Annotated in this window: 19 protein-coding genes; 5 read left to right on the top strand and 14 right to left on the bottom strand. The window is 64.2% G+C overall.

The genetic code is table 11. From position 1 onward, the window contains the following. Positions 1–151: 151 nt before the first annotated feature. The 8 genes from H7A19_11945 to H7A19_11910 all read right to left on the bottom strand — a co-directional run bounded on the left by H7A19_11945 (position 152) and on the right by H7A19_11910 (position 12729). A complete protein-coding gene (locus tag H7A19_11945) occupies positions 152–850 on the bottom strand; it encodes a murein L,D-transpeptidase (GenBank protein MCP5475538.1) in 699 nt (232 codons plus the stop codon). A gap of 148 nt (positions 851–998) precedes the next feature. Next, complete coding sequence (locus H7A19_11940; GenBank protein ID MCP5475537.1) at positions 999–3896, bottom strand: hypothetical protein; 2898 nt, start codon at positions 3894–3896, stop codon at positions 999–1001. Between the two features lie 201 nt (positions 3897–4097). Further along, on the bottom strand, positions 4098–6581 hold the full coding sequence (gyrB, locus tag H7A19_11935; protein ID MCP5475536.1) for a DNA topoisomerase (ATP-hydrolyzing) subunit B: 2484 nt from the start codon (positions 6579–6581) through the stop codon (positions 4098–4100). Between the two features lie 781 nt (positions 6582–7362). After that, on the bottom strand, positions 7363–8433 hold the full coding sequence (gene recF / locus H7A19_11930; GenBank protein ID MCP5475535.1) for a DNA replication/repair protein RecF: 1071 nt from the start codon (positions 8431–8433) through the stop codon (positions 7363–7365). Between the two features lie 72 nt (positions 8434–8505). Beyond that, positions 8506–9606, bottom strand: coding sequence for a DNA polymerase III subunit beta (gene dnaN, locus H7A19_11925; protein ID MCP5475534.1), 1101 nt, complete (start codon positions 9604–9606; stop codon positions 8506–8508). Between the two features lie 235 nt (positions 9607–9841). Then, positions 9842–11161 carry a chromosomal replication initiator protein DnaA gene (gene dnaA, locus H7A19_11920; protein ID MCP5475533.1) on the bottom strand — a complete coding sequence of 440 codons (1320 nt, stop codon included), beginning with the start codon at positions 11159–11161 and terminating at the stop codon, positions 9842–9844. 540 nt (positions 11162–11701) lie between these two features. Then, a complete protein-coding gene (locus tag H7A19_11915) occupies positions 11702–12394 on the bottom strand; it encodes a YafY family transcriptional regulator (protein MCP5475532.1) in 693 nt (230 codons plus the stop codon). Further along, entirely contained in the window at positions 12394–12729 is a 336-nt protein-coding gene (locus H7A19_11910) for a helix-hairpin-helix domain-containing protein (GenBank protein MCP5475531.1), read from the bottom strand. The genes H7A19_11915 and H7A19_11910 overlap by 1 nt, the downstream gene beginning before the upstream one ends. Before the next feature lie 285 nt (positions 12730–13014). On the opposite strand from H7A19_11910, the gene tal reads away from it, so the two are divergent. Further along, positions 13015–13971: a transaldolase gene (gene tal / locus H7A19_11905; GenBank protein ID MCP5475530.1), complete on the top strand. Its 957-nt coding sequence runs from the start codon at positions 13015–13017 to the stop codon at positions 13969–13971. 298 nt (positions 13972–14269) lie between these two features. Here the strand turns inward: tal and H7A19_11900 are convergent, their stop codons facing one another. Together H7A19_11900 and H7A19_11895 are read right to left on the bottom strand one after the other, a co-directional pair. Then, positions 14270–14827, bottom strand: coding sequence for a DUF3228 family protein (locus H7A19_11900; protein ID MCP5475529.1), 558 nt, complete (start codon positions 14825–14827; stop codon positions 14270–14272). 429 nt (positions 14828–15256) lie between these two features. Continuing rightward, on the bottom strand, positions 15257–16177 hold the full coding sequence (locus H7A19_11895) for an alpha/beta hydrolase (protein ID MCP5475528.1): 921 nt from the start codon (positions 16175–16177) through the stop codon (positions 15257–15259). Positions 16178–16462: 285 nt separating this feature from the next. Between H7A19_11895 and H7A19_11890 the strand changes: the two genes are divergently transcribed. The 4 genes from H7A19_11890 (at position 16463) to H7A19_11875 (ending at position 23485) form a co-directional block, all read left to right on the top strand. Continuing rightward, entirely contained in the window at positions 16463–17170 is a 708-nt protein-coding gene (locus H7A19_11890) for a hypothetical protein (GenBank protein MCP5475527.1), read from the top strand. Between the two features lie 244 nt (positions 17171–17414). Beyond that, entirely contained in the window at positions 17415–18413 is a 999-nt protein-coding gene (locus H7A19_11885; GenBank protein ID MCP5475526.1) for a hypothetical protein, read from the top strand. Between the two features lie 579 nt (positions 18414–18992). Continuing rightward, the gene (locus tag H7A19_11880; protein ID MCP5475525.1) at positions 18993–20870 is read left to right on the top strand and encodes an alpha-amylase; all 1878 of its coding nucleotides are present in this window, start codon (positions 18993–18995) and stop codon (positions 20868–20870) included. Continuing rightward, positions 20867–23485, top strand: coding sequence for a DUF5110 domain-containing protein (locus H7A19_11875; GenBank protein ID MCP5475524.1), 2619 nt, complete (start codon positions 20867–20869; stop codon positions 23483–23485). Before H7A19_11880 ends, H7A19_11875 begins: the two co-directional genes overlap by 4 nt. Positions 23486–23650: 165 nt before the next feature. Here H7A19_11875 and H7A19_11870 read toward each other — a convergent pair whose 3' ends face one another. From H7A19_11870 to H7A19_11855, 4 genes are read right to left on the bottom strand one after another with little or no spacing between them, the layout of a single operon-like run. After that, on the bottom strand, positions 23651–24136 hold the full coding sequence (locus H7A19_11870; GenBank protein ID MCP5475523.1) for a group 1 truncated hemoglobin: 486 nt from the start codon (positions 24134–24136) through the stop codon (positions 23651–23653). 9 nt (positions 24137–24145) lie between these two features. Then, the gene (locus H7A19_11865) at positions 24146–25048 is read right to left on the bottom strand and encodes a DUF3034 family protein (protein ID MCP5475522.1); all 903 of its coding nucleotides are present in this window, start codon (positions 25046–25048) and stop codon (positions 24146–24148) included. A 34-nt stretch (positions 25049–25082) separates the two neighbouring features. Continuing rightward, positions 25083–26066, bottom strand: coding sequence for a hypothetical protein (locus H7A19_11860; GenBank protein ID MCP5475521.1), 984 nt, complete (start codon positions 26064–26066; stop codon positions 25083–25085). Between the two features lie 12 nt (positions 26067–26078). Then, a complete protein-coding gene (locus H7A19_11855) occupies positions 26079–26633 on the bottom strand; it encodes a hypothetical protein (GenBank protein ID MCP5475520.1) in 555 nt (184 codons plus the stop codon). Positions 26634–26754: the final 121 nt, after the last annotated feature.

Here is a 26754-nt window from a genome sequence, read left to right as displayed (position 1 = left end):
CGAAGTCAATCTGATGAGGCGACACCGCGGCACCGGCGGTTTCCACCGCCTGTTGGCCGCTCATGGCCTCATCGTTTCCTCGATGGTGGAATCCGCCTGCGGGATCGTGGCGCGAGGATCGGGGCCTGATCTTGGGCGGGTTCCCTACGAATCACTCGACCACGTAACGTTTTCCCTGCACCCGCACCCTGGGTGGCTGTCCGCCAGCCACGAAGTCGCGATACGCCGGCTCCAGTTCGCGCCAGAAGGGCAGCCACTCGTGCTTCGCGTAGGCCGCCGCCCAATCGCCCTCCATGCGGAAGGGGAAGATATGCAGCGGCACCAAGGCCTGACCTTGCGCCAAGGCCGCCGCCACCAGCGTGTAGATCTGTTCGATGGCGTCATCGCCCATGGCGTAGCAGCCCACCGACACGCAATTGCCGTGCACCATCAGGAAGTCGCCAGTGCGACCATGGGCGCGGTCGTAGGCATTGGGATAGCCGAGATTGAAAGACAGATGAAAGCGGCTGTTCGGATTCAACTGCCGGGCGGCCACCGCATAGAAACCTTCCGGCGCCTGCCAGTCACCCTGCCGCAACTTCGGTCCCAGAGTACCTGACCAGGTACAGATCGGCCAGGTCTGGAACAGCTGATAGCCCTCGCCCACCTGCACCCACAACTCCAGCTCCCGGCTCTCCTTGAAAATGCGCAGATAGACCGGGGCCCCCCACGACGCCCCAAGATCCGACAGCCGCGCACCCAGCTCCGCCCGCACACGCTGCTCAGCCTGCACCGCCCGGGCACTGCTCGGCAACTCAGCGGCCATCAGCGGCGACATCATCCAGCACAGAAACCACAAGGCGCGACTCATTCACCTTCCACTCCAACACTACCTGCGTCCATTGTCGGGCGAGTAGAGGACTTTCACCTCCCCGCGGGTGCGCCCTGCGGGGCGAACCATGAAAAAGGCCCCTGGATCTGCACCCAGGGGCCTTGAGCTACGGTGACTCAGTCAGAGATCAGTTGCAGCGCTTGATCTCGACGTTGTCGATGTTCCAGCCTTCGGCGCGATTGACCGAGGTGTCCGAGGTCACGCGGAAGCGGAAGCGGACATTGCTCTGACCCGCATAGGGCGCCAGATCGATCACCGACTTCAGATAGGCCTGCGGATCACCGCACCAGGCGTTGACCGGCGCGGCTGGATTACCACTCTGCAGGGCGCCGTCGTAGGGATCCGTCAACAAGCCGGTCGTGATCTGCGAGTACGCCCCGCCACCGACCGAAACTTCGATGAAGCCGCCATCCCAGCAACCGCCGCCGGTGCGCGATTCCATCAACTGCCGGCTCTGGAAGGACAGCGTCAAGCCGTTGCCTACCGTGGGCAGATCGAAGGCCGGGCTGATGAAGCGCTGATCAGAGGCGGTAGCCGGGGTCAGGCCTTGCAGTGCCTTGGTTCCGGCGAAGGGGAAGTTGCTGGTAATCGCCCAGGTGTTGGTGCCGGTACCGCCCGCTTCCTGCACCCAACCGGTGGCAGCGCCTTCAAAGTCTTCACTGGCCACGATCGTCGGTGCCGGACCCGCCGGGCAATCGCCAGGCGCGGCTGCCGTGGTGAAGGTGCCCGTGGCCGAGACCGTACCCAGGCCGCCAGCCGGCGCCGTGCCTTCGAAGCCGTCCGCGAACAACTCGGCTGCGGTGGAGCAGGCGTTGCGCGAGAACACGCGCCAGAAATAACTGGTGCTGGTATCCAGCTGCGGCGATGGCGTCCACGTGGTGGCGCTGGTCGTCGTCGTGCGGACAATGTTGGTGAAGGCGGCATCGGTTGCGACCTGCACGGTGTAGTCGATCACATTCGGCACGGCCGCCCAGGTGAAGCTCACATTGGGGGCGACATTGGTGGCGCTGTTGGCCGGAGTGGTCAGCGTGGAGGCAGCCGGTGCGGTGGTCTGCACAGTCAGGTCAACCGTCTGCAGGCGGTTGATCGGGCCACTGGCGGTACCGTTGATGTCGATCATGTAGGTACCCGCCGCCACGCCGGTCGGCGTCACCTGGAAGCTGCTGGAGCCAGGGGGCGTCACCAGGGTGCTGGTGAAGCTGGAGCTGGCGCCGGCGGGTACATTGCTGGCTGACAGCGTGACCTGCGAGTTGAAGCCGGAAATGCTGCCGATGTTGATGCCGTACTCCGCACTGCCATTGGCACAGATCGTCTGTGCCTGCGGGGTGACGCTCATGGTGTAGGTGGGCGTGCCGCATTCATTGAAACGGAAAGAACCCACACGCAGACGCCAGCCCGTGGTCGAGGTCGTGGGCGCGTATTCGTTGACGTACCAGAAGGTGCAATCGTCAGTGGGGTCGATGTTCATCGAGGTGTAATCACCCCAGCGGTTGCCACCTGCGGTCAGGGAGCCCGTACCGGCGACGATCACGCCCTCACCCTGAGGCATGGTGCCGACAGGGTCACTCGCCAGGCGTCCGGTGTAGCGCACGCTGGGGAAGACAGTTTCATTGGATGCGCTGTAACCCAGGGCCATGTTGCCGGCCGAGTCCTGGGCGATGGAGCCCATCCAGCGGTGTATGCCATCGGTCACGCCTGGGGCATAGGTTCCTTCCTGAAACAGCGACGGCACACCGCCTGTGACCCGCAGTTCCCACCAGCGGATGCCGGAAACTGCGCCGCCCGGGCCGGCACCGGCGTCGACCGATTGATTGGTGACCAGCGCCTCATAGCTGCCGAAGTTGCGATAGGCCAGGCGATTCAGGGGGCGCTGGCGGTAGCCCTGGTGGTCGAGCTTGTTGGTCGTGCTCGGCTGGGGAATGCAGGAGCGTCCCGAGCAGCCACTGAAGATGCTGTTGTAGGGAGAAATGGGCACCACATGGGTCAGCGTGAAGCTGGAATTGGCGGGTGTCGTGAAGTCGATCACGAACTTCCAGAAGTTCAGGGCGTCTTGGGGGGCTCCATAGGGCCCGTTGTTATCCATCGCGCCGACGTAATAGGCAGGCGTGCCGGGTGCTGGCAGGGTTGTTCCATCGATATCGGCCGGCTGCAGGCCGTCACCTGTGTTGTAGGGCGTGGCGCCCGGCGGCACGACGAAGGAAATCACCTGCGGGGTCGGGTTACCCGCAATCAACTGCGCGCGATTGATGGCGTAGGCACCGATACCGCCGAAGCTGCTGCCGGCGAATTCCCGATTGGCGATCAGATAGGCGTTGGACCACACGCCGAGTTTGGGGTAATCGGGGAAATTGGTGCCGGTCGAGAAGGCATAACGGTAGTAAGCACCGGTGGGATCCGGCGTCTGCGAGATCGCGACGCAGTTGAAATAGGTCGGGCCCGCCGAGGTGAACTGGGTCAGGATCCAGCGATCGGCGAACTGATCGTAGAGCACGATCGGATCACCCGAGTTTTCGGTCTGGCAGGCGCCACCGAAACCGGCCCAGAAGGTGTTGGTGGCCACCGGTCCGAGCAGCAGGTTGCCGGTCTTGTCGAAGATGGCGGTGTGCAGATTGCTCATTGCCACATAGTGGTTGGGTCCCACATCGCCCGCTGGATCCGGCGGGTTGACGCCGGAGATATTGTTCTGGCCATCAAAGGACACACTCGGAGCCGGAATATTGAGAGGGCCCACGGCAGACTGGACGATCGGATCAGGAAGCTGGGGGCCCGGCAAGAACTGCCACTCCAGACCGCTCGGCGGGTCGTCGTCGATCTCGCCATTGGCGCGGGTCAGCACCAGCGGGGGAATGCCGGTGGGCTTCATGTCGCGCAAGGGCGGCGACACATCGAAATGCGCGACCGGCACCAGGCCCCGATAGACGCCGCTGGCCAGCGGCGCGTCGCCGTTTTTTGGAACCGAGGCAGCCATAGCCGCGCCGCAACTCAGTCCCGCCATCAAAGTCAGTCCTACGATTTGCCTCAACATGCTCCGCTCCTGTCCACACCGGACGCCCATACGCCCAAAGTGCTGGAACGGTATCCCAAGGACCGGAATCAGGCAATGGCCGATTCCGCTGTTGAGCGGAATCGAACTCCACCCTGGGGTGGGTCTGCGCGGCGTCAGGCGAGGATTGTGGCTGCTAGCGCGGCGTGTCGGCAGCGATGCGCGCCACGCGGCGCCGGTCGCTCAAACGTCAAGATTGGCAACTCGCAAGGCGTTGGCCTCGATGAACTCGCGCCTGGGCTCCACCGCTTCGCCCATCAGCATGCTGAACATCTGGTCGGCGGCAATCGCATCTTCGATGCCCACCTTGAGCATGCGCCGGGTTTCCGGATTGACCGTGGTTTCCCACAGCTGATCGGGGTTCATTTCACCCAGGCCCTTGAAGCGTCCGATCTCGCGATTGCGCTTGGCCTGCTCCATCAGCCACTCGTGTGCCTCACCGAAGTTGTTGATGTTCTTGGATTTTCCACCCCTGGTCACGGTCGCGCCCGGGCCCAGCAGGCCACCCAGCTGCTGCGCCAGTTCGGCCAGCGGAGCGTAGTCGGAGCCTTCGAAGAAGGCCGGTGACAGCAGCGTGTGGCTGCTCAATCCGTGATGCAGGCGCTCGACGCTGAGGGAATAGCGCATCGCCGGAGCTTCGGCGCCCTCTTCCACCGGTACCGTGACGACTTCCTCGATCACCTGCACGCGATAGCGCGGGTGGTCCAAAGCCGTGCCACTAAGGCGCTTTTCCAGTGCGGTGGCCAGCAGTTGCAGTTGCTCGCGGCTGTCCGGTGCGGTCATCGCCACCGGCGGCAGTTCGACCAGGGCCTCCAGCAGCGCCGGGTCGAAGCGATGCTTCAGTCGCTTCAGATGGGCCAGCACATTGCTGTAACGCTGCATCAACTGTTCCAGGCCAACACCGCTGATTGGCGGCACATCCTCGGCCGGGATCAGGCTGGCGCCATCGACCGCGCCGGCGAGCAGGAAGGAAGCCAGTGCGGCATCGTCCTTGATGTAGGTGATCTGCTTGCCCTGGGTGACCTTGTACAGCGGCGGCAGCCCGATGTAGATATAGCCGCGCTCGATCAGTTCCGGCATCTGCCGGTAGATGAAGGTCAGCAGCAGTGTGCGGATGTGCGAGCCGTCGACGTCGGCGTCGGTCATCAGGATGATGCGGTGGTAGCGGACCTTGTCGGGATTGTATTCATCGCGGCCAATGCCGCAGCCAAGGGCCGTGATCAGCGTCCCGATCTCGGCCGATTGCAGCATCTTGTCGAAGCGGGCCTTTTCCACGTTCAGGATCTTGCCCTTGAGCGGCAGGATGGCCTGGAACTTGCGGTTGCGGCCCTGTTTGGCCGAGCCACCGGCGGAATCGCCCTCGACGATGAAGAGCTCGGACTTGGCTGGATCCTTCTCCTGGCAGTCGGCCAGTTTGCCGGGCAGGCCGGCAATGTCCAGCGCGCCCTTGCGCCGGGTCATCTCGCGGGCGCGACGCGCGGCATCGCGGGCACGCGCGGCTTCCACGACCTTGCTGGTGATGGCACGGGCATCGCCCGGGTGTTCGGCGAGGAATTCAGACAGTTTCTGGGCGACGATGCTCTCGACTGCCGTCTTGACCTCGGACGACACCAGCTTGTCCTTGGTCTGCGACGAGAACTTCGGATCCGGCACCTTGACCGAAAGCACCGCGATCAGACCCTCGCGGCTGTCGTCGCCGGAGAGTTCCAGCTTGTCCTTCTTCAGCAGGCCGGACTGTTCGACATACTGATTGATGGTGCGGGTGAGCGCGCTGCGGAAGCCGGCCAGATGGGTGCCACCATCGCGTTGCGGAATGTTGTTGGTGAAGACGTAGACCATCTCCTGATAGGCGTCGGTCCACTGCATGGCCAGATCGACGCTGATTTCGTTGCTGATACCGTCGATGCTGATGACGCTGGGATGCAACGCGGTCTTCAGTTGTGCGAGGTGCTGCACGAAGGATCGGATGCCACCTTCGTATTCGAAGACGTCGCTGCGGCCGGCGCGATCGTCCTTGAGCTCGATGCGCAAACCGGAATTGAGGAAGGCCAGTTCGCGCAGGCGCTTGGCGAGAATGTCGTAGTGGTACTCGACATCAGTGAAGATCTCGGTGCTGGGCTTGAAACGAATGCTGGTGCCACGGCCACTGGAAGGCTTGACCTGGCGCAACGGGTAGACCGGATCGCCGAGGCTGTACTCCTGCTCCCAGAGATAGCCATCGCGCTCGATCTTGAGATGCAGCTTTTCCGAGAGCGCGTTGACCACCGAGACGCCGACGCCATGCAGGCCGCCGGAAACCTTGTAGCTGTTGTCGTCGAACTTGCCGCCGGCGTGCAGCACGGTCATCACCACTTCCGCGGTGGACTTGCCTTCGGGATGCATGGCCACCGGAATGCCGCGACCATTGTCCGAGACCGTGACTGCGCCGTCGGTGTGGATCGTGACATAGACGTGCGTGCAATGACCGGCCAAGGCTTCGTCAACCGAATTGTCGACCACCTCGAAGACCATGTGGTGCAGGCCGGTGCCGTCATCGGTGTCGCCGATGTACATGCCTGGACGCTTGCGTACCGCGTCCAGGCCCTTGAGGACCTTGATCGAGTCGGCGTCATAAGCCTTGGGTTGCGGCTTGCTGCTGTCGGGGCTTTCGTTGATGTCTTCGCTCATGGTCCAGGCATTGGGTCCGGGGCGTGCGCCGTGGGAGGCGTCGAACGCAAGCCGACGAGTATAGCAGGGGCGGGAGTGTCACTTCCGTTGCCGCCGGGCGCGGTCAGGCTGGGCAAACGCCCCTATCTCCGCTGGGATCTCGGTGTCCGGTGGCCGCTGCGTAGGAGCGCCCTTGTGGCGCGATTGGGTGCGGCGAAGGTCGCGAGGGAATCGGTCGCGACCTGAAGTCGCTCCTACGGTACAGTCGACAGCGGCTGGCAATTCCGGAGCGAGTCGAAGGAAACGTGATGTTCCACGTGAAACCGGACGCTCATGGGAACAGCGTATGTTTGTCGGTACTCGCGCCAAGGCCTGTAGGTGCACATGTTCGCGCATAGACCAGCCCCAGGGGACCCACGTTGCGGCACGGTGAGATCATGCATCGAGGTCGGATCCCTGCCCGCTCCTTCTTGCTTGAGACAATCAGCCGGGTTGAGACATGTTTGGTCAGAGGCGGCTCTGATTCCGGTCACGAACGGTCGGTCTGCCCACAGGGCGGCTCTGCCGCTGAGGTCGATAGTCCAAGCGAATTACCCACTGAGGGTTTGCTTGACGTGCCCTCCCGCCGGCATTGCTTAGTACGTGTGTCGACGCGAACCCTGCCAAGGGGCCATGTACCACGTGGCGCGGTCGACACGGTCTTGAAGACGGACGCGCGCCTTCGCGGCGGCTCCTGATGTTGTGGCTCCGGGAAAGCGGCGCCGCGGCGCGGCGCCCGCGAGAGCTGCCACCCACCTTTCGATCACGCAACCTGCCCATGTTCCACGTGAAACACCGCTTGCTCGCCCGCCCATTCAGAAAAGGCCGCGGTGTGCTGCGTGCCGGTCACCCAGAGCTGTGCGCCCAGGTCTGCACAGGAATTCAGCGCCCGCCGCTGGTGTTCTGCATCCAGCTCCGAGGCCAGATCGTCCAGCGCCACGATGGGCGCGTGGCCGCGACGCATACGATAGATCCCCGCAGCCACCAGGACAGCGGCCAGCGCCACCAGCTTCTGCTGCCCTCGGGAGCCCTGCTCGCGGATCTCGCGCCCGCCGAAGGACACCGTCCAGTCGGCTCGGTGAGGTCCGGCCAGGGTATGACCCACCTCGCGCTCCCTGGCACTCAGGGATTCCAGGCGCTCGTAAAGCTCCACATCGTCGCGCCAACCCCGCTTGTAGTTGATGCTGGCCGCACCCATTTCGGGCAAGGTCAATGCCAGGGCGCCCACCATGGCCGACGAAAAGTCGGGTAGCAGCCTCTCCCGAAGTTTCGCCAAGTTCTCCCCTGCATCAGCCAGATCCGAAGTCCACACCCGCAACTCCGCATCCGATGCCGATTGCTTCAGCACCGCATTGCGCTGGCGCAACAGTCGGGCATAGCGTCGGTAGGCTTCGGTGAACTCCGGTTCCACGTGGAACACGATCCAGTCATAAAAACGACGGCGCACCTCAGCGCCGCCGCCGATCAGTTCATGGGATTCGGGACTGAAGCAGACCACCGGTACCAGTGTCGCCAGTTCCGCCAGGTCCGCCACGCGCTCACCATTGCGCAGCGCCCGCCAGCTCGAACGTGCCCGTTCGAAACCCAGTCGATCCTGACGGCCATCGGTATCGATCTCGGCATAGACCTGCAAGGCTGCACTGCCCCGCGCAATGACCGCCTCATGCCCGCCGAAACGGAAACTACGACCCGAACCCAACAGATACAGCGCTTCCAGCACGCTGGTCTTGCCGGCGCCATTGCCGCCCAGGAGCAGATTCAGACCCCGCCCAGGCGCCAGTTCGACCTCCCGCAGACAACGTAATCCGGCGATGGTCAGACGCGTCAGATGCACCCGTACGCTCCAATGAAAACGGGGCCGCATAAACGGCCCCGCCGGGAAGACACGATCGCGCTCACCCCTGGATCACAGCCGCAGCGGCATCACCACATGGCGCGTGGTGTCGTCGATCGGCGATTCCACCAGCGCGCTGCTGGCGCCATCGCGCAAACGAATCCGAACCCGCTCACCATCGACAGCACTCAGTGCATCCAGCAGATAATTGACGTTGAAACCGACGCCGAGCTGGTCCACCGTGGTCTCGGCTTCAATCTCCTCCATCGCTTCTTCCTGCTCGGGATTGTGCGCAATCACCCGCAGGACCCCAGGCGATACCTCAATCTTGACACCCCGGTATTTCTCGTTCGACAGAATGGCCGCTCGCGACAAGGCCTGACGAATCGCATCACGGTCGACCAGGATGATCTTGTCGGCACCGAGCGGAATCACCGCCTCGTAATCCGGGAAGCGGCCATCGATCAGTTTCGAGACGACGATGCTGTCGGACAGACGGGCCCGGATATGATTCTTGGAGAAAGCCAGTTCCAGTGGCGCCTCGCCACCCTCCAGCAAACGCTGCAGCTCCAGAATGCCCTTGCGCGGCACGATCACCTGACGCCGGATCTCGCCCTCGGCCACGCCAGCCGTCTCCGCCAGCGCCAGCCGGTGACCGTCGGTTGCCACCGTGCGCAAGCCATTGCTGCGAACCTCGACCAGCAAGCCATTGAGGTAATAGCGCACATCCTGCACTGCCATGGCGAAAGCGCTGCGCTCAAGCAGCTTCTTGAAACCGCCCTGATCGATTTCGATGCGTTCCTGGATATCACCCGATTCGGTGGCCGGGAACTCGCTGGCCGGCAGGGTGGCCAGCGTATAGCGCGAACGCCCAGAGCTCAGCTTGACTCGCTCGCCCTCCTGTTTCAGATCGATCTTGGATCCATCTGGCAGCGCGCGGACAATATCGAACAGCTTGCGGGCCGGGATCGTCACTTCCCCCGCCTCTGCGCCGTCCACCGCCATTCTTGCCGACAGTTCGACTTCCAGATCGGTCGTGGTGAAACTGGCGTTGTCACCCTCGACCCGGATCAGCACATTGGCGAGTACCGGTAGCGTTTGCCGTCTTTCCACCACGCCAACCACTTGCTGCAAGGGACGCAACAAAGCCTCTCGTTGGACGCTAAATCGCATGATGCCAAGCTCCTAAGCTTCTAAGTCTTTTTAAAGCAGTAGAACATGTTGATGATGATGATCAGCCGTTCTGCCTGTGCAAATCTTTCAACGTCTTGTTTTTACGAATAATCTTCTGACAATTGGGTCGGGATGAACTGGGCTGGGAGCTGGGGACCAAATGTGGATAACTTTTCTGTCCCCGCCACTCCCGGACTTGTCCACAGCTTGCGCACGGTTTCTTCTGGTCGTGTTGTCATACGCTCAACATCCGCACCAGCTTGTCCCAGTCATCCCGCATTCGTGAATCGGTGTCTACCAGTTCACGCACGACTTTGCACGCATGCAGCACGGTGGTGTGATCGCGTCCACCGAAGGCCTGACCGATCTCCGGCAGGCTGTGGGCAGTCAGATCCTTGGCCAGCGCCATCGCCATCTGCCGAGGCCGTACCAGCGAGCGCGTGCGTTTCTTGCCGAGCAGATCACTGAGCGGGATGCGATGGTAGTCGGACACCGTCTTCTGGATGTTCGACAGCGAGATCTGCTGTTCGTGCGGACGCAGTACATCGCGCAGCGTCGATTGCGCGAAGGCCAGATCGACATCGACCTTGCCGAGCAGATTCGCGTGCGCATGCAGCGTGTTCAGCGCGCCCTCGAGCTCGCGCACATTGGAGCGCATGCGCCTGCCGATGTAGGCCGCCACTTCCTCGTTCAGATCCATGCCGGCCGCCGCGGCCTTGGATAGCAGGATGGCCACCCGGGTTTCGAAATCCGGTGGATCCACGGCCACGCTGATGCCCCAGCCGAAACGCGACTTCAGCCGCGGCTCCAGCTTGTCGACCTCCTTGGGATATCGGTCGCAGGTCATGATGATCTGCTGCTTGGCGTCGTAGAGGGCATTGAACAGATGGAAGAACTCTTCCTGGGTGCGATCCTTTCCGGCCAGAAACTGGATGTCGTCGATCAGCAGCGCGTCTACCGAGCGATAACTGCGCTTGAACTGGTCCATCTTGTTCTGCTGCAGCGCATGGATCATGGCCCGGATGAATTCCTCCGAGCGCACGTAGAGCACCTTGGCCCGCGGATTGTTGCGCAGGATCAAGTTGCCGGCCGCATGCAACAGATGGGTCTTGCCCAGGCCCGTGCCGCCGTAGAGCAGGAAGGGGTTGTAGGCCTGCCCCGGCTTCAGCGCCACCTGCAGCGCGGTGGCACGCGCCAGCTGGTTGGACTTGCCCTCGACAAAATTGTCGAACTGGTATCGAGTATCGAGCTTGCCGTCAAAGCGAACATCGAGTTCCGCTGGTCGTTCGCTCGCCTTGGCCGGCGCTGGCGGTGCATCCCCGGTTCCGAGCTCCACGGACACTTCGCCGACGGCCGGATCGAGCTCGGCCATCAACTCACGCAGGCGCGGCAAATAATCACGGCGTACACGGTCAGCGACGAAGCCATTGGGTGCCAGCAGAATCAGATTGCCGCCGCGCATGCGCGCCTGCATGGGCTTCAACCAGGTCTGCACGTCTTCTGCAACCAGTTCGGTACTGAGGCGATCGAGTGCTCGCTTCCAAGCCTTGTGCATGATCCGATTGATTTCTTGCGGGCACCGCGCCCAGGGCGCCAGGGTCATGGAGGATAGCCGTCTTGGCCGATGCCGTCGCGTGCGGGCGCCGCAGAACTCACCGGGCCTGTTCAGTGCCCGCAGCCGGGCCCAATTCGACGCCCCGGCTGGGTCTGGAACAAGAAGCGGGACGCGAAGGACGCGAAGGAGAAGCAGAAAGGTCGCGAAGGGAAAGATGTCAGGGCTGCAATCCATTTCGCGTGGTTTCGGGTTTTCCCTGGCGAACTTCGCGTCCTGCTCTTTGCCACGGAATGCCTGGCGACAGTCGTCGCCATCACGGACATGGGCGCCAGGCGACGATGGCACATCAGAAACTGCTCTCCTTCGCGACCTTTCTGCTCCTTCTTCGCGTCCTTCGCGTCCTGCTCTTTGCCAAGGAATACCCAGCGACAGTCGTCGCCATCACGGACATGGGCGCCAGGCGACGATGGCAATTCAGAAACGGCTCTCCTTCGCGACCTTGCTGCTCTTTCTTCGCGTCCTGCTCTTCCCCCGGATTGCCTAGCGGCAGTCGCCGCCATCACGGACATGAGCGAGGAAGCCCTGCAGGCTGATGTCCGCGCTGTCGGGTATGGAATCCCGCAGCAGATCCAGGGTCACGAAGCGATCAATACGGAAGCTGCGGTAGTCCTGGCGCAGTTCGCACCAGGCGGCGAGCGTCCAGACCTTGCCCCAGTAGAACAGGCCCAGGGGCCACAGCACGCGGCTGGTGACGGCCTCCTTGCCATCCAGATACTCGGCGGCCATGCGGCGGCGCTCCTTCATGCCGCGGCGCGCCACCGACAGCGCTCGACGGGTGCGCGGATCATGGCTGAAAGCCAAGACTTCCATGCCCGCAGCCTTGAGCTCTGGCCGCAGGCGCTGCGGCAGCACCGCATCGATCTTGCTCAACACCCGATCGGCGGCGGCGCGCAGATCCTCATCCGCGTAGGCCGAGACCCAGGCCGCGCCGAGGGCCAGCGCTTCGAGCTCATCGCGCTCGAACATCAGCGGCGGCACCTGATAGCCGGCACGCAGCGAGTAGCCGATGCCGGCAGCACCTTCCACCGGCGTGCCTTGCGCGGCCAGATCGGCGACATCGCGATAGACCGTGCGCTCGGACACGCCGAGGCGCTCTCCCAGCTGCTTGGCCGTACGCACGCGGCCGCGACCGAGTTCAAGCAGCAGTTGAAACAGGCGATCGCCGCGGCGCATCAGCGCAGCCCGTCGGCGCTGTCATCGGCATTGCCGTACAGCGCCTTGCGCTCGGCCGTGTAGTGCCACCAGGGTTGCAGCGGGTCGCCGCCGGCCTGGCGGGTCAGGCCGATCAGCACATCGAGCACACACGGATCCTGGCGGCTGCCGCTGCGGTGCTCCAGTTCCCGAAACAGCTGCAAGGGATCGCGGCCGCGCAGATCGCGCGGATGAACAAGCCCAAGTAGTCGCAGATCGCCGGCGGTCGCCGGACCGACATTGGGCAACTCCTCGAAGCGGGTCGCCTGGGTGAATTCCGACACCTTGTTGTTGGAATAACGTGTCTTCCCTTTCATCGACCTGACTCCTCTCCGACCCGATGCAGCTTACTGCCATCCTGCTGCCATTCACGAGTGCCCCAGCGAATGGCCACTGACAGAGGGTTGGCAGCAGGGGGCAGGGGGCAGGGGACCCACGTCGCCGCATGGTCAGATCAGGCGTCGAGCTTGGCCCCCCTGCCCCCTGCCCCTTCTTTGCTAGGTCGATAGATCAATCGGATACCGTATGTTTGGTGCGAGCACGCGCTGCCCGCAGCGGGCGCGCTAGCATTGCGGGCTTGCCCAGCGACTCAAACCCAAACCATGAACCAGCTCGACCAACTCAAGGCCTGCACCGTGGTGGTGGCCGATACCGGCAATTTCAAACAGCTGGCGCAGTTTGCGCCGCGCGATGCAACCACCAATCCCTCCCTGATCCTCAAAGCCGTGTTGCAGCCCGAATACGCACCCCTGCTGGCGGAAACCGTGGCGGCGCACTCGGGTCTGGCCCACGAGCACATCGTCGATCAGGTGCTGGTGCGCTTCGGGCTGGAGATACTCAAGGTAGTCCCAGGCCGGGTCAGTACCGAAGTCGATGCCCGCCTGTCCTTCGATACGCTGGCGACCGTTGCCCGAGCGCGTCGTTTGATTGACCTTTACCAGCAGGCCGGCATCGGCCGCGAACGGGTGCTGATCAAGATCGCCGCCACCTGGGAAGGCATCCAGGCCGCCAAGGTACTGGAACGCGAGGGCATCCACTGCAATCTGACGCTGCTCTTCGCCTTCTGCCAGGCGGTCGCCTGCGGCAGCGTCGGCGTGCGCCTGATCTCACCCTTCGTCGGCCGCATCTACGACTGGTACAAGAAGTCCGCAGGCAGCGCCTGGGACGAGAGCGCCAGCGCCGGTGTCAACGATCCGGGCGTGCGCTCGGTGGCGCAGATCTGGACCTATTTCAAACGCTTCGGGATCGCCACCGAGGTCATGGGCGCCAGCTTCCGCAACATCGGCCAGATCCAGGCGCTGGCCGGTTGCGATCTGCTGACCATCAGCCCCGAACTGCTGGCGCAATTGCAGACCCTGTCGGCCCCGTTGCCGCGGGCTCTCGACGTTGAGGCTGCCCGTGCCGCTGAGCTGGACGAAGTCCATTTTGACGAAGCCGGCTTCCGCTACGCGCTGAACGCCGACGCCATGGCTACCGAAAAACTGGCCGAAGGTATCCGCGCCTTCGCTGCCGATGCCGGCAAGCTCGATACCATGATCGAGACTCTGCTGAGAAAGTAGCTCTGTGATTCGGGTGAGTCCGATGCTTGGGATTCACGCGGAGACGCGGAGGTCGCGCAGAAGGGCACAGCGCCCGTCGTGACTGATCGGGCCGGATGACGGCAAGCATGCGGCGCCCGGCACGCGCTGGCCTGTAGGAGCGACCTCGCGTCGCGACCGGCAAGTCGCAGATCCGCAGCCGCGGTCGCGCCGCAAGGGCGCTCCTACCGGTGAACAAAGCCGGCATCGCGCTGCGGAGCCACTTGGACTCATGATCAAGCACAGCCGCGCGTCCCCCAGCAAGAAACTCGCTTCGAGCCTACCCGCGCCAATTGGCGTGGCTGTCCCAGAATTCCACGCTGCGACGGTAGGCGGCGCGATCCAGCGGCACGCCCGAGCCGCCCTCTTCCACCCCGAGGGCATTGCGCATCATCGTGATCGGCGCCATCGGAATTTCCTCCGGCTCGGCGCTGTAGAGACAGCCGACCACGCCCCACTCGGTGTCGATGTCGGTGCCCTCTTTCGCCAGCTGCTCGCGGTCGTAGAGGATCACGATCAGATACGCCGCCACCGGGGGTTCCAGGCCTTCGAACCAGCGCACCAGCACCGGCAGCTCATCCCGGGTCCGGGCCTCGTAGGCGCTGCGCAGCAGATGCCGGTTGTCCTCGGTGATCGGTACCGCAAAGCAGCGCGTCGAGGTCCAGTTGCGGTAGACATGAAGCTGGCAGAAGGGCGCGTAGCCAGGCAGCACCTTGACCGGCTGCAGTTCGTTGAGCCGCTGTTCGAACTCGTCGGCGCTGCAGTCCTGAATGGTGTTGCGGCGCGGCTCGCGCGGAAACAAGCGGGTGCGGGCGAAGGCAGTCAAGGTGATCGACATCGGACAGATCAAGGCTAGCGGCAGACACCCCATTCTGCGACAGAACGGTGCCTGCCGTGGCACATCACGGGCCGTGTCCAGGGAGCGGCTTTCGCCAAATACACCGCAAGCACCTGAATCAGTAAATCTTCCGCAAAGCACACAAAGCAGAGCGTCTCGAAGATGTCGGCTGGCGATGTCGCCAGAGATCGCGGTTCAGCGGGCCCAGCCCAGAATCGCGCCCTGAGAAGCACTGGATTGCTTCGCTACGCGCTCCATGAACTGCATTCCAGCGCCGGGCACCGGGGTATCGAGTCGCTGCTGTGGAGGGCGCCGCGCTGCGGCGCCGCTTTGCGCTGAGCGGAGATCAAGAGCGGCCGCGCAGGCGCCCGTCCCTCCTCAAGGCCGCTTCGTTCCTGCCAGGGTTCATGGCCCATGGGCAGTTTCAGGTCAACGCGGCGGCAGCAGAAACTGCATCGGCACCTGCAGTCGTGCCGACCAGGCATTCTCGCTGTGATCGGTACCGGGGTAGTACAGCGTGAGCCAGTTGCTGCGGTCGTAGCCGTGGCGGCGCATCAAGGCATCGGCGCGCTGCTGCAGTGGCGGGTACCAGGCGTCCAGTGTCTGATCACCGTGGTCGAAATAGATCCGATGTGTGGCTGGCGAGGGTAGCTGCGCGTCGAAATAAGCGAAGAAAGCCTGCTGCACCTCGGTATCGTCGCCCACCAGCGTGCCCACCCAATGCGTGGACAGACAGGCCGCCGCGCCGAAGACCTCGGGGTATTCGGACACTGCGTACAGCGAGATCAGGCCACCCATGCTCGAACCCATCACCACGGTGTTGGCCGGCGAGCCATCCACCGCATAGCGGGCATCGATGCGCGGCTTCACTTCGGTGACCAGGAAGCGCAGATAGTCGTCCGAATCCACCGGCCGCCCGAACAGCAACTCGTCGCCGCGATCGATTCGGTAGAGCTCGGCTTGCTTGGCGACGCTCAGGCGCTCGAAGGCTTTCTCCGGATACAGCTCCGAGTGGCGCATCGCCGGAATGTTCCAGACGCCGACGATGATGAAAGGCCGGGTCTTGCCGCTGCGGATCAGCTCACTGGCCACCTCGTCGGCCCGCCATTCCTGACCGTTCCACGTGTGGGCGCCGTCGAACAGCATCTGGCCATCGTGCATGTAGAGCACCGCATAGGGCGCCGCCGACGGATAGCCCGGCGGCAGCCAGACGTCCACCGGTCGCGACGGAATCAGATCGGACTCGATCGGATCGAGGCGCTCGATGCGGCCGCTGCTGACCTGTGGCAAGGGCTGCGCCGCGGCCATGGCCCAGACGGTGCAGCCAATCAGCAGCCAGAACCCTTTCATGCTTGTGCCTCCGTACATGCCCGAGATGATTGTACGAGACCTTGCGTGCGTGATCCCCATCCGAGCCGCGGGAGTAGCTCCGATACGACGCACGGGCGATGAACCCGGTGCCGGCTCGAAGCGGCTTTGAGGAGGGACGCGCGCCGGCGCGCACGCTTCTGATTTTTGGCACCTGCAAAGCGGCGCCGCAGCAAGGCGCCTGCGCGACGCCTCTGTCGCTCGCCACCGCGATGCCACAGAATCACGCGGCACGCATCCCGATGTCATCCACCCAAGCACTCACCGATGTTCAACCCCGACCCCGATATCCGCGAGATTCCGATCACACCCGGCCAGCGCTGTTACGTGATCGACCACGTGTTGCAGGATCCGCAGGCCTGGGTCGATCGTGCCTGTCAGCATCGCGACGATTTCGAAATGACCGGCCACAACGCCTACCCGGGCGTGGAACTGCGCATGCCGGATCTGATCTCCGAGCGCCTGGGCGAGTACTTCGCCCAGCATGTCCGCAGCCGCCTCGGCGCCCGCCGCACCGAGCGCGTGCACAGCCGCCTTGCTCTGGTCACGCTCCAGCCCGAGCAGTTGCAGCCGCGGCAGTGGATCTGCCACCGTGACCGCATGGGTCTGGGCGATCACTACCGCATCGGCGCGTCGGTGCTGTACCTGTTCAAGGATCCGGCGCTGGGCGGCACCAATTTCTTCGTGCCGCGGCGACCGCAGGCCGAGATCGATCTGCTGGTGCATGAGTCGGGCACCTTGACGGCCACCGCGTTCGCCGACAAGTACGGCGTGGCGCCGGGCTATCTGACCGAGTCCAACGCCTGGTTCGAGAAGGTTCAGAGCGTGGCGCCGGCCTGGAATCGCATGATCTTCTACGACGGCAACCTGTTTCACTGCAGCGACATTCCCGCACCGCAACGCCTCAGCGCCGACCCCGCCCTTGGCCGACTGACCTTGAACGGCTTCTTCACCTGTACCCGGCGGGCGGGGTAGCCGCGAGGGCGCGACGGAAAGACCATGCTCTTGTAGGTCCAGACAAGTCTGGACCTACAAGAGCCAGGAGCCCGTAGCCTTGCCCGTGCCCGTGCCCGTGCCCCGTGCCCCGTGCCCCGTGCCCCGTGCCCTCCTGCCCTCGTGCCCTCGCCTCGTGCCCGCCCCGATTCAGCCCGCAGCCAGACTCGGCGTGGTCAGATCAAGACTGCAAGCTGATTCCCGATCCCAACGAGGTGAGGAAGGTATGCGCCAGATTCTGATCGCTGCTGTGTGTGCGTTATCGCTGCTGCCGATAGGGGCCCTGGCCTCGGTGGATTTGCACCCCACGCCGGAAACCGCTGCCAGCGAGCTGCCGGACAGCCGCCCCACCGATTCGCGGCTGAAGATGATCGAGGCGCTGCGACGCAATGATGCCGCCGCCTATCTGGAGAGCATCGATCCCGCCGCGCTGCAGGCCTTGCTGAGCGAGGACCTGGGCCTGAGTCCGGCCGAGGTCGCCGACAAGATTGCCGAAGGTCCGCAATCGGACAGTGAACAGGAATTCATCGATACCTGGACTTTGTTGCGGCAACCCGACGGTGTCGCTCGCACCAGCGCGCTGTGGTATCCGAGCTGGCAAGCCTACGTGCCGCAGGCGTTGGCCAGCGCCCAGATGGGTCTGGTCGCCCTCGGTGAACACGTCGCCAGCAGCACCAGCCTGAGCCCGCTGGAGCGCATGCAGCTGACCGAGTTGCAGTGGGCGCTGACCGGCTGGATGTCCCGCACCGATTTTTCCGACCGCAAGCACTTCGAGCAGGTGCTCACGCTGGCCCGCGACTGGGTGCTGGCCAGCGGCGCCGCGCACCCGCTGGAACTGACCTTGTCAGGCCCTGAAAAGCGCTTGCGACTGGCTGACATGGCGCTGCGCTCGGCCAAGCAGGCGGTGGCCATCTACGGGCTCGATGCCGACCAGATCCTGGCCAGTGTGCGCATGGCTGAGCAGCCTATCGATGCCAGAACCACCCTGGTGCGCACCTCCCTGACCCTCTTCGACGCGCCGATCAGCTTCGAGGAAAAGCTGGTCTGGTTCGAAGGACAGTGGCGCGACGCCGACATCTATGGTCACCGACTTGAAGAGGACTACGACCCGGCGGTCGAGGCGGAGGCCGCGGCCTCGGTCGAGTCGGCGTTGGGCGAGGATCCGGTGTTCGACGAAACGCCGCCTCCAGAGCGCATCGACAAACCCGGCTGTCACGCCAATTGATTCCCCCCGGGTGCGTCGTGCCCGATCGTAGGAGCGACCTCGCGTCGCGACCAGGTGCGTTGCGCCCGTTCGTAGGAGCGACCTCGTGTCGCGACCAGGTGCGTTGCGCCCGTTCGTAGGAGCGACCTCGTGTCGCGACCGCGAAAACCGGAACTTGCGCTGAGCTGATGCCAGGAGCAGGACGCAGAGAACGCAAAGGAAAAGCAGAGAGATTGCGGAGAAAGTCCAAAAGCCCCTCTCGATCAGCGCTTCTCCGTGTTCTCAGCGCCTCTCTGCGTTCTCCGCGTTGAGGATCTTCTCCTGCATGACCTGGAACCTGTTTCGGCGCAAGGCTCCGAGGGCAGCGGTCGCGCCGCAAGGGCGCTCCTACGGAAAGCAGCGGTCGCGCACGTGCGCAGCGCTGCGTGTGATCAGTTTCCCCGGGTGCGCGTGCCGCTTGCGGGGCTACGCGGCGCTGCATTCGATTGCATCGCTGGCCGCTGTGCCCCGATGGGGCGGCGGCTGTCCTAACATCGGCCAACCGGCTGGGAGGCAGGATGGATGATGGGCAATCGATGGGGGGCGCTGACTGGCGTCTTGATGCTGGGTCTGGCGGGTTGTCAGCAAGCGCCGCCGCCGCGGAGCGCGCTGGCCGAGCCTGAACCCCAGGCGCCGACCGCGCCCATTGAGCTGCCGGCCATCACCGGCAAGCCGGTGGTCTATCAGGTGTTCACGCGCCTGCATGGCAATCGGATCACGAGGAACAAAGCCTGGGGCACCATTGCTGACAACGGCGTCGGCAAGTTTGCCGATTTCGATGCCACGGCGCTGGCCAGCATCAAGGCGCTGGGCACCACCCATCTGTGGTTCACCGGGGTGCCGCGGCATGCCTCGGTGGGCGACTACTCGAACTACGGCATTCCGGCCGACGATCCGGACGTGGTCAAGGGCCGCGCCGGCTCGCCGTATGCGATCACCGACTATTTTGATGTCGATCCCGATCTGGCAACGGACCCGGCCCGGCGGCTGGCCGAGTTCCAGGCGCTGATCGCGCGCACCCATGCTGCCGGCATGCGCGTGGTCATCGATATCGTGCCCAACCACGTGGCGCGCGGCTATCGCTCGATCGCCAAGCCGGCGGGCATCGAGGACTTCGGCGCCGCGGATGATTCCAGCGTCGAATACGCCCGCGACAACAACTTCTACTATGTACCGGGTCAGCCTTTCCGTGTGCCCGAGTGGCCGGCCGACTATCGCCCGCTCGGCGGCGAGGCCCATCCGCTGGTCGATGGTCTATTCGACGAGAATCCGGCCAAATGGACCGGCAACGGCTCTCGCGCCGCGCAGCCGAAATTCGATGACTGGTACGAGACGGTCAAGATCAACTTCGGCGTGCGTCCGGATGGCAGCCATGATTTCGATGCGCTGCCGCCCGACTATGCGCAGCGCGACATCGCCGACCATTACGCCTACTGGGAAGGGCGCTCGGTGCCCTCGTCTTGGATCAAGTTCCGGCAGATCGCCGAGTACTGGCAGGCCATGGGCGTGGACGGCTTCCGCTATGACATGGCCGAGATGGTGCCGGTGGAGTTCTGGAGCTATCTGAATTCGGCGATCAAGCGCCGCAATCCCGAGGCCTTCCTGCTGGCCGAGGTCTACAACCCGGCCGAGTACCGCAACTATCTGCGCCTGGGGCGCATGGACTATCTCTACGACAAGGTCGATTTCTACGACAGCCTGAAGTTGGTCATGCAGGATCGGGGCGGCACCGATGTGCTGGCCGAGATCCAGGACCGTTTCGTCGATATCGATCAGCATCTGCTGCACTTTCTGGAAAACCATGACGAGCAGCGCATCGCCAGTCCGCAGTTCGCCGGCAACGCCGAGATCGGGCGCCCGGCGATGCTGGTTTCGGCCACCATCAATCGTGGCCCGGCGATGCTCTATTTCGCTCAGGAGCTGGGCGAACCTGGCGCCGGCGATGCCGGTTTCGGCAAGGCCAGCCGGACCACGATCTTCGATTACTGGGGCGTACCGAGCCAGCAGCGCTGGAACAACCAGGGTGCCTTCGACGGTGGCGCGTCCACTCCGGACGAACGCAGCCTGCGCGATTACCACGCCCGGCTGCTGAGCTTCGTGGCCGACAGCCCGGCCATGCGCGGTGCCTACGCCGAGATCCACCGGGTCAATCGTGCGCTGACGCCGGGCTACGATGATCGGCTGTTCGCCTTTGCCCGCTGGAGCCCCGAGCAGCGCCTGCTGGTCATCGCCAACTTCCGCAGCGATCGCAGCTACGAGCTCAATCTGGAGATTCCCCTGGACATCGTCGCCAACTGGCATCTGGACAGCGGCACGCACACGCTGGTCGAACAACTGGGCAGCGGATTGAACGTGCCGCTGGTGGTATCGCCGACGGGAGCCTCGCTGCCGATCACCCTGCCGCCGCTGGCGGCCTATCTGTTTGAGGTGCAGCCATGAGCCGGCCATCGATCGCCCGTAGGCACGTCGGTCGAATCGAAGCCTCGTGCCAGATCACGTCACGTAGCCCGCTGCGCGGCCAACGTGACCTACATTCAATCGACTCCCAACGAAACCGATGGCAAGGCTCCGCCACCGCCGACGTAGATCATGTTGTCCCGCAGGAACTACGTGACATCGGCCGCGAGCACCTGGCCCGATGGGCGTCCCACCTTCGCTACGTGGCTGCGCTGCTCCTGCTGCTGCTGTCGGTCTCCGCGGCCGCCGCCGACTATCTGAGCCACCAGCAATCCGGCAACCGCCTCGACATCCAGACCAGCGAGGGCGCGCTCACGCTGACCTTTCAGCAAGCTGGGGCCATTGAAGCCCACTACCAACCGAAAGGCGTCAAGCAGCTGCCGTCCTACAGCATCGCCGCAGCGCCACCGCCACTGACCACGGCGATGACCGAGAGCGCCGGCCAGCTGGTCTTTGCCAGCACCGAGCTGGAGGCGCGCATCGACAAGTCACCGCTGCGCATCCGCTACTACCGCAAGGGCCAGCTGCTGCTGGCCGAAGAGCAGGGCGCCTACGCCTTCGAAACCGTGCGCGGCTTCCGTTTCCATCTGGATCCGGACGAAAAGCTGATGGGCGCCGGCGAGCGTGTGCTCGGCATGAACCGGCGCGGCCATCGGCTGCCGCTCTACAACAAGCCGCACTACGGCTACACCACCGAATCCGAGCAGATGTATTTCAGCCTGCCGGCGGTGATGTCCAGCCACAAGTACCTGCTGCTCTTCGACAACTCCGCCAGCGGCACGGTCGATCTGGGCAAGACCGATCCGGACATTCTCGAATTCCAGGCGGTGGCCGGGCGCCTCAGCTATCTGGTGTTTGCCGGTGACAGCTACCCCGAGCTGATCCACAACTATGTGCGCGTCACCGGCACCCAGCCGCTGCCGCCGCGCTGGGCCTTCGGCAACTACGCCTCGCGTTTTGGCTATCGCAGCGAGGCCGAGGTGCGCGAGGTGGTGGCGAAATTCCAGCAGGCCGATATCCCGCTGGATGCAGTGGTCATCGATCTGTACTGGTTCGGCAAGGACATCCAGGGCCATCTGGGCAAGCTCGACTGGGACCGCGAGACCTTCCCCAATGCAGAGCAGATGCTGGCTGACCTACGCGCGCAGGGCATCAAGACCATCCTCGTCACCGAGCCTTTCATCCTGACCACATCCACGCGCTGGCAAGAGGCCGTCGAGGCCGGGGTGCTGGCGCTGAACGTGGCCGGCCAGCCCAAGACCTACGATTTCTATTTCGGCAACACCGGGCTGATCGATGTGTTCAAGCCGGAGGCCGCGAGCTGGTTCTGGAACATCTACGCTGGCTTGATGCGCCAGGGCGTGGCTGGCTGGTGGGGAGACCTTGGTGAACCCGAAGTGCATCCGGCCGACACCATCCACGTCAACGGCACCGCCGAGGAAGTGCATAACGCCTACGGCCACACCTGGGCCAAGCTGCTGTACGAGAACCATGTGGCCACCTATCCCGATCGCCGTCCCTTCATCATGATGCGTGCCGGTGCGCCGGGCTCGCAGCGCTTTGGGATGATTCCGTGGACCGGTGATGTCGAGCGCAGCTGGGGCGGCCTGAAGCCACAGGTGGAACTGGCCCTGCAGATGAGCCTGCTCGGCATGGCCTATACCCATTCGGATCTGGGCGGATTCGCTGGCGGCGAGAGTTTCGACGCCGATCTCTACCTGCGCTGGCTGCAATACGGCGTGTTCCAGCCGGTGTTCCGACCGCACGCGCAGGATCACATCGCCTCCGAGCCGGTATTCCACGACCCGCAGACCGTGGCGCTGGCGCGCGACGCCATCCGTCTGCGCTATCGACTGCTGCCTTACCTGTACACGCTGGCCTGGGAGAACAGCCGCACCGGCATGCCGCTGATGCGTCCGTTGTTCTTTGGCGACGAGGCCGATGCCAGCCTGATCGAGCGCAGTGATGCCTACTACTGGGGCGACGCCTTTCTGGTGGCGCCGATCACCGATCCGGGACAGATGAGCAAGACGGTGGAGCTGCCCAAGGGCGTGTGGTTCGACTTCTGGTCGGACGCGCGCCACGAGGGCGGGCAGGCCGCAAGCATTGCGGTGTCCTCGGCCACCATCCCGGTGCTGGTACGGGCCGGTGCCTTCATTCCCATGGTGGCGCCCTTCGCCCACACCGAGCAGTACACGACCGAACGCCTGGAGCTGCACTACTACGCAGACGCCAGCGTCAGCAGCGCCAGCGGCCGGATGTACGATGACGATGGCCACAGTCGATTGGCGCCGGACAATGGCCACAACGAGGTGCTGGAGTTTTCGGCCAGGCAGCAGGATGGCGGCCTGACCATCGAACTCAAGCGCGAAGGCGGCGACTACGCCGGCAAGCCCGCCGTTCGGCAGATGGAGCTGGTGGTGCATGGCTGGAAGAGCGCACCGCAGGCGCTGAGCGTGGACCAGCAGGCCGTGGCGCTGGGCAATGAATCCGATTGGCAATCCGGCAAGTCAGCCGCCTGGCACGACAGCGCCAGCGGGCAGCTGCATCTGCGCTTCCCCTGGGCCGCGCAGCCGATTCGGGTGGAGCTGCGCTAGCCCATAGGAGCGACCTCGCGTCGCGACCGGCACGCCGTACGTCCGTCACAGCGGTCGCGCCGCGAGGGCGCTCCTACTGCCAGCGACCAGAGCGGCCGCGCAGGCGCGCGGCCCTCCTCGAAGCCGCTCCGGTTTGACAAGGTCGTTGATGGCCGGTGCGCGGTCTCAGCGATTGATCACTTCCCGGTGCATCGGCGCCAGCTTGGCCAGCAGCTTGTTCTGGTGGCGGGTGGCAATGCCGCGGCGGTCCATGGCGATCTGCAGGTCTTCGACCAGGATGTTGAAATCGGCATGGCGCACTTCCATGCCCGCATGGGCCTCGACCATGTCCATGCCGGTGTATTCGCAATCGCCGCCCAGTATCACGCAGACCTGCTCGGCCAGCTTGTCCTTGACCCGCTGCTGATCGACGTTCTCGAAGAAGGGACGCATGCGCGGATCCTCAAGCAGGATGACCATGAAGTCATCCATCAGCGCGGTGATGCCGGCCTTGCCGCCGAAGGCTTCAAAGACCGGCCGCAGCTCTGGATGGGCAGGCGCCGGGTTCGGAATCTCTGCGCTGCTGCTGTTCTCGGCCCAGCTCGGCGTCGCGCTGAACGTGAGCGCGAAGACGAGCGCGGCCAGCGTCGGGAGATGCTTGTGCATGTTCATGATCTTTCCTCAGAAACCCACTTGGACGGAGAGATAGGCACCGCTCTGGTCGGCGACAACGACGTTACCCAGATCGACGTAGGCCAGCGTCACCGAGACATGGCGCGTCGGCGCCCAGGCCAGGAACACATCCCACCAGAGGTCTTCCTTGGCGACGCCCAGCTGATCGGGCTTGGTGCGGAACTCGGCGCCCAGGGCCAGCTGTCGGGTCAGCAGATACGCGGCGGAGCCTTCCCATTCGAAACTGCCGGAACTGCGATCGCCGCCGAAGCCGAGGATGCCGATCTGGTTGGCCTCGGTGTAGCGCAGCGTGCCGCTGAGCAGCAAACTCTGTTCCAGGAAGATCTTCGTGGCCGACAGATAAACGTCGGTGCCGGAATCGTCTTCTGCGCCGACGGCGCGCACGATCGCACCCTGCTGGTTGCGCTTGTGCTGAATGCCGATTGCAATCTGCGGCAGCCAGCTGTCCTGCTCCAGCACCGCATCGCCGACCAGCTTCAGCTTGGCGCCGAAGATGTCCTGTTCGAACTGGAAGCCGCGACCGAGACCGAGCGCGGCGCCCACGTCCTGGGTATCGAAGGACTGTCGGGCGTAGCTGAGTTCCAGGCGATCATAGAAGCCGACCATCACCCCATAGGCGTCGAGCGCGTAATCGTCGACATCGACCCGGGTGTAGAAGGCGTTGGCGCCGATCTGGTCACGCGAACCGTAGCCGCCGATCAGCGCCCACGGCGTGAGTCCACCGCCGCCCGCGCCCTCGATCTGGGTGACGCCGCCGGTCAGCAGCAATTTGCCGCCGGTGCCTGGCGAATAGGCGTCGTCAGGGTTCTGCGCCGAAGCCGCATTCACTTGGGCCAGAGACAGCAGCATGGCCGCTGCCAGCGCGCCGCAGCGCCGATTCAATCTGTACATGGAAGAACTCCGATGGGGTGGATGGTTGAGCGCCTCAGGGCGCACCCAGGCGCAACATCAGGCTGTCAAAAGCCGCTGCAAAGCGTCCGCGCCGGCCGCGGGGCCAGGCCGGTGCGCGCAGGTGGAAATCGCCCAGGGCGGCGCGTTCGAGCAGATCGCAGGCGTTGTCCATCGGGTCCAGTACCCGTTGCCGGAACAGGATCACCAGCACCATCCAGGCCAGGGACAACACGGCACCGAGGCCCAGCAGCCAGTTCGTGGCCCTGTCGTCCTCGCCCACGATCAGCGGCGCCCAGCGCAGCTCGGCGGTGGCTTCATCCGCGAAAAGTGGCCGCACCATGGTTTCGCTGGCCTTTCCGAGCAGCTCTGGCGCGGACTGCAGCAGGCTGCCCTGCGGATCACTGCTGGCATAGACGCTGACTTCCACCGGGGCCAGCCTTGCCAGTGCGGCAACAAAATCGGCGCCGATTTCGTTGGCGGCAAAAAGGTAGGCGTCGACATTGCCGGCGCGCACGATCGGCTGGATTGACGCCAGGTACAGCCGACGCTCGTCCAGCACCAGACCGGTGGCTGCCTCGTGGCTATCGCGGGCCTGCCGGAACAAGGGATGGCGGGCCGGGCTGCTGCCGCCGTCGGTCCAGGGGCGGGTGCCGGCGATCCAGCGGCCATCGACGGCGATGACACCCACCAGATCCAGCCCCAGCTGCGAGCGTCGCTCGGCGAGCACGTCGCTGATCGAGGCCGCATCCACATTCTCGCCCGGTATCGAGCCCTGCTGAAGGGCATCGACCACATAGGCCATGGTCGCACCATCCGCTGCCAGCAGGTCGGCGCGCAGTCGCAGCTGCGAGCGGGCGTTGACTTCGAGCTGATCCTGGGCCGTCTGCAGAAGCTGCGCTGCGCGGTCCTCATCCGTCTGCCGTTGCAGGGACTGCAGTTGAGCCGCGATCAGCCAGCAGGCACCCATCAACAGCGCAGCCCCGGCGAGCCCGATCAACCAGTGGGAAATTCCTTTCATGCCTGATCGTCCTCAGCCGCCGACACGGGGCTTGGTCAGGAGCAGCTTGCGGTCGACATTGCCGCGCTCGGTGACGGCAATCGACTGGCTCAGCAGATTGGCGCGCGGGTTCCACACGTACAGGGTGCCGCGTCCGATCGGAAGATCCTTGAGCTGATAGCGACCCTGGGCATCCACCTTGGACTGGAATGCCGTCGGCAGCACCATCACCTGGGTCTGCATGACGTGGTGCACATTGCAGTTCACGACTACCAGCCCGGGCTGGTCAAAGACATGCTCGCGGGTCTCGCCTTCGCCGTAGAAACCGAGATCGAAGCTGGCCCCCGGCGTGGCCGAAAACACGTTGTGGCGCACTGGATCATTATTCGGAAAGGAGACCGTGCTGCCCTGCGGGATCACCAGCAGGGGCGGATCGAAGGCCTTGCCCTGGGTGTAGATGGTGTAGCGCCCGGGCTTGGCCCGCACATTGCCCTGGTCGGGAACGAAATAGACCAGGGTGTCGCCGAGATCGCGGGGTTCGACCTTGATGCGTCCGCTGCTGGACAGTTCGATGCGCCCGCTGAGCATCCCGAGCTGGGCGGTCGCCGGCAGTGCAGCAGACGGTGTTGGTGCTGGCGCCGGAGCGGGTGCTGGTGCTGGTGCTGGTGCTGGTGTCGGAGCAGGTGCTGGTGTCGGAGCAGGTGTCGGT

The sequence above is a fragment of the Rhodanobacteraceae bacterium genome (genome assembly GCA_024234055.1).
In the GTDB taxonomy this organism is placed as follows: Bacteria; Pseudomonadota; Gammaproteobacteria; order Xanthomonadales; family SZUA-5; genus JADKFD01.
Note: the sequence above shows the minus strand (reverse complement) of the source record. Positions and strands in the feature narration are given on the sequence as shown.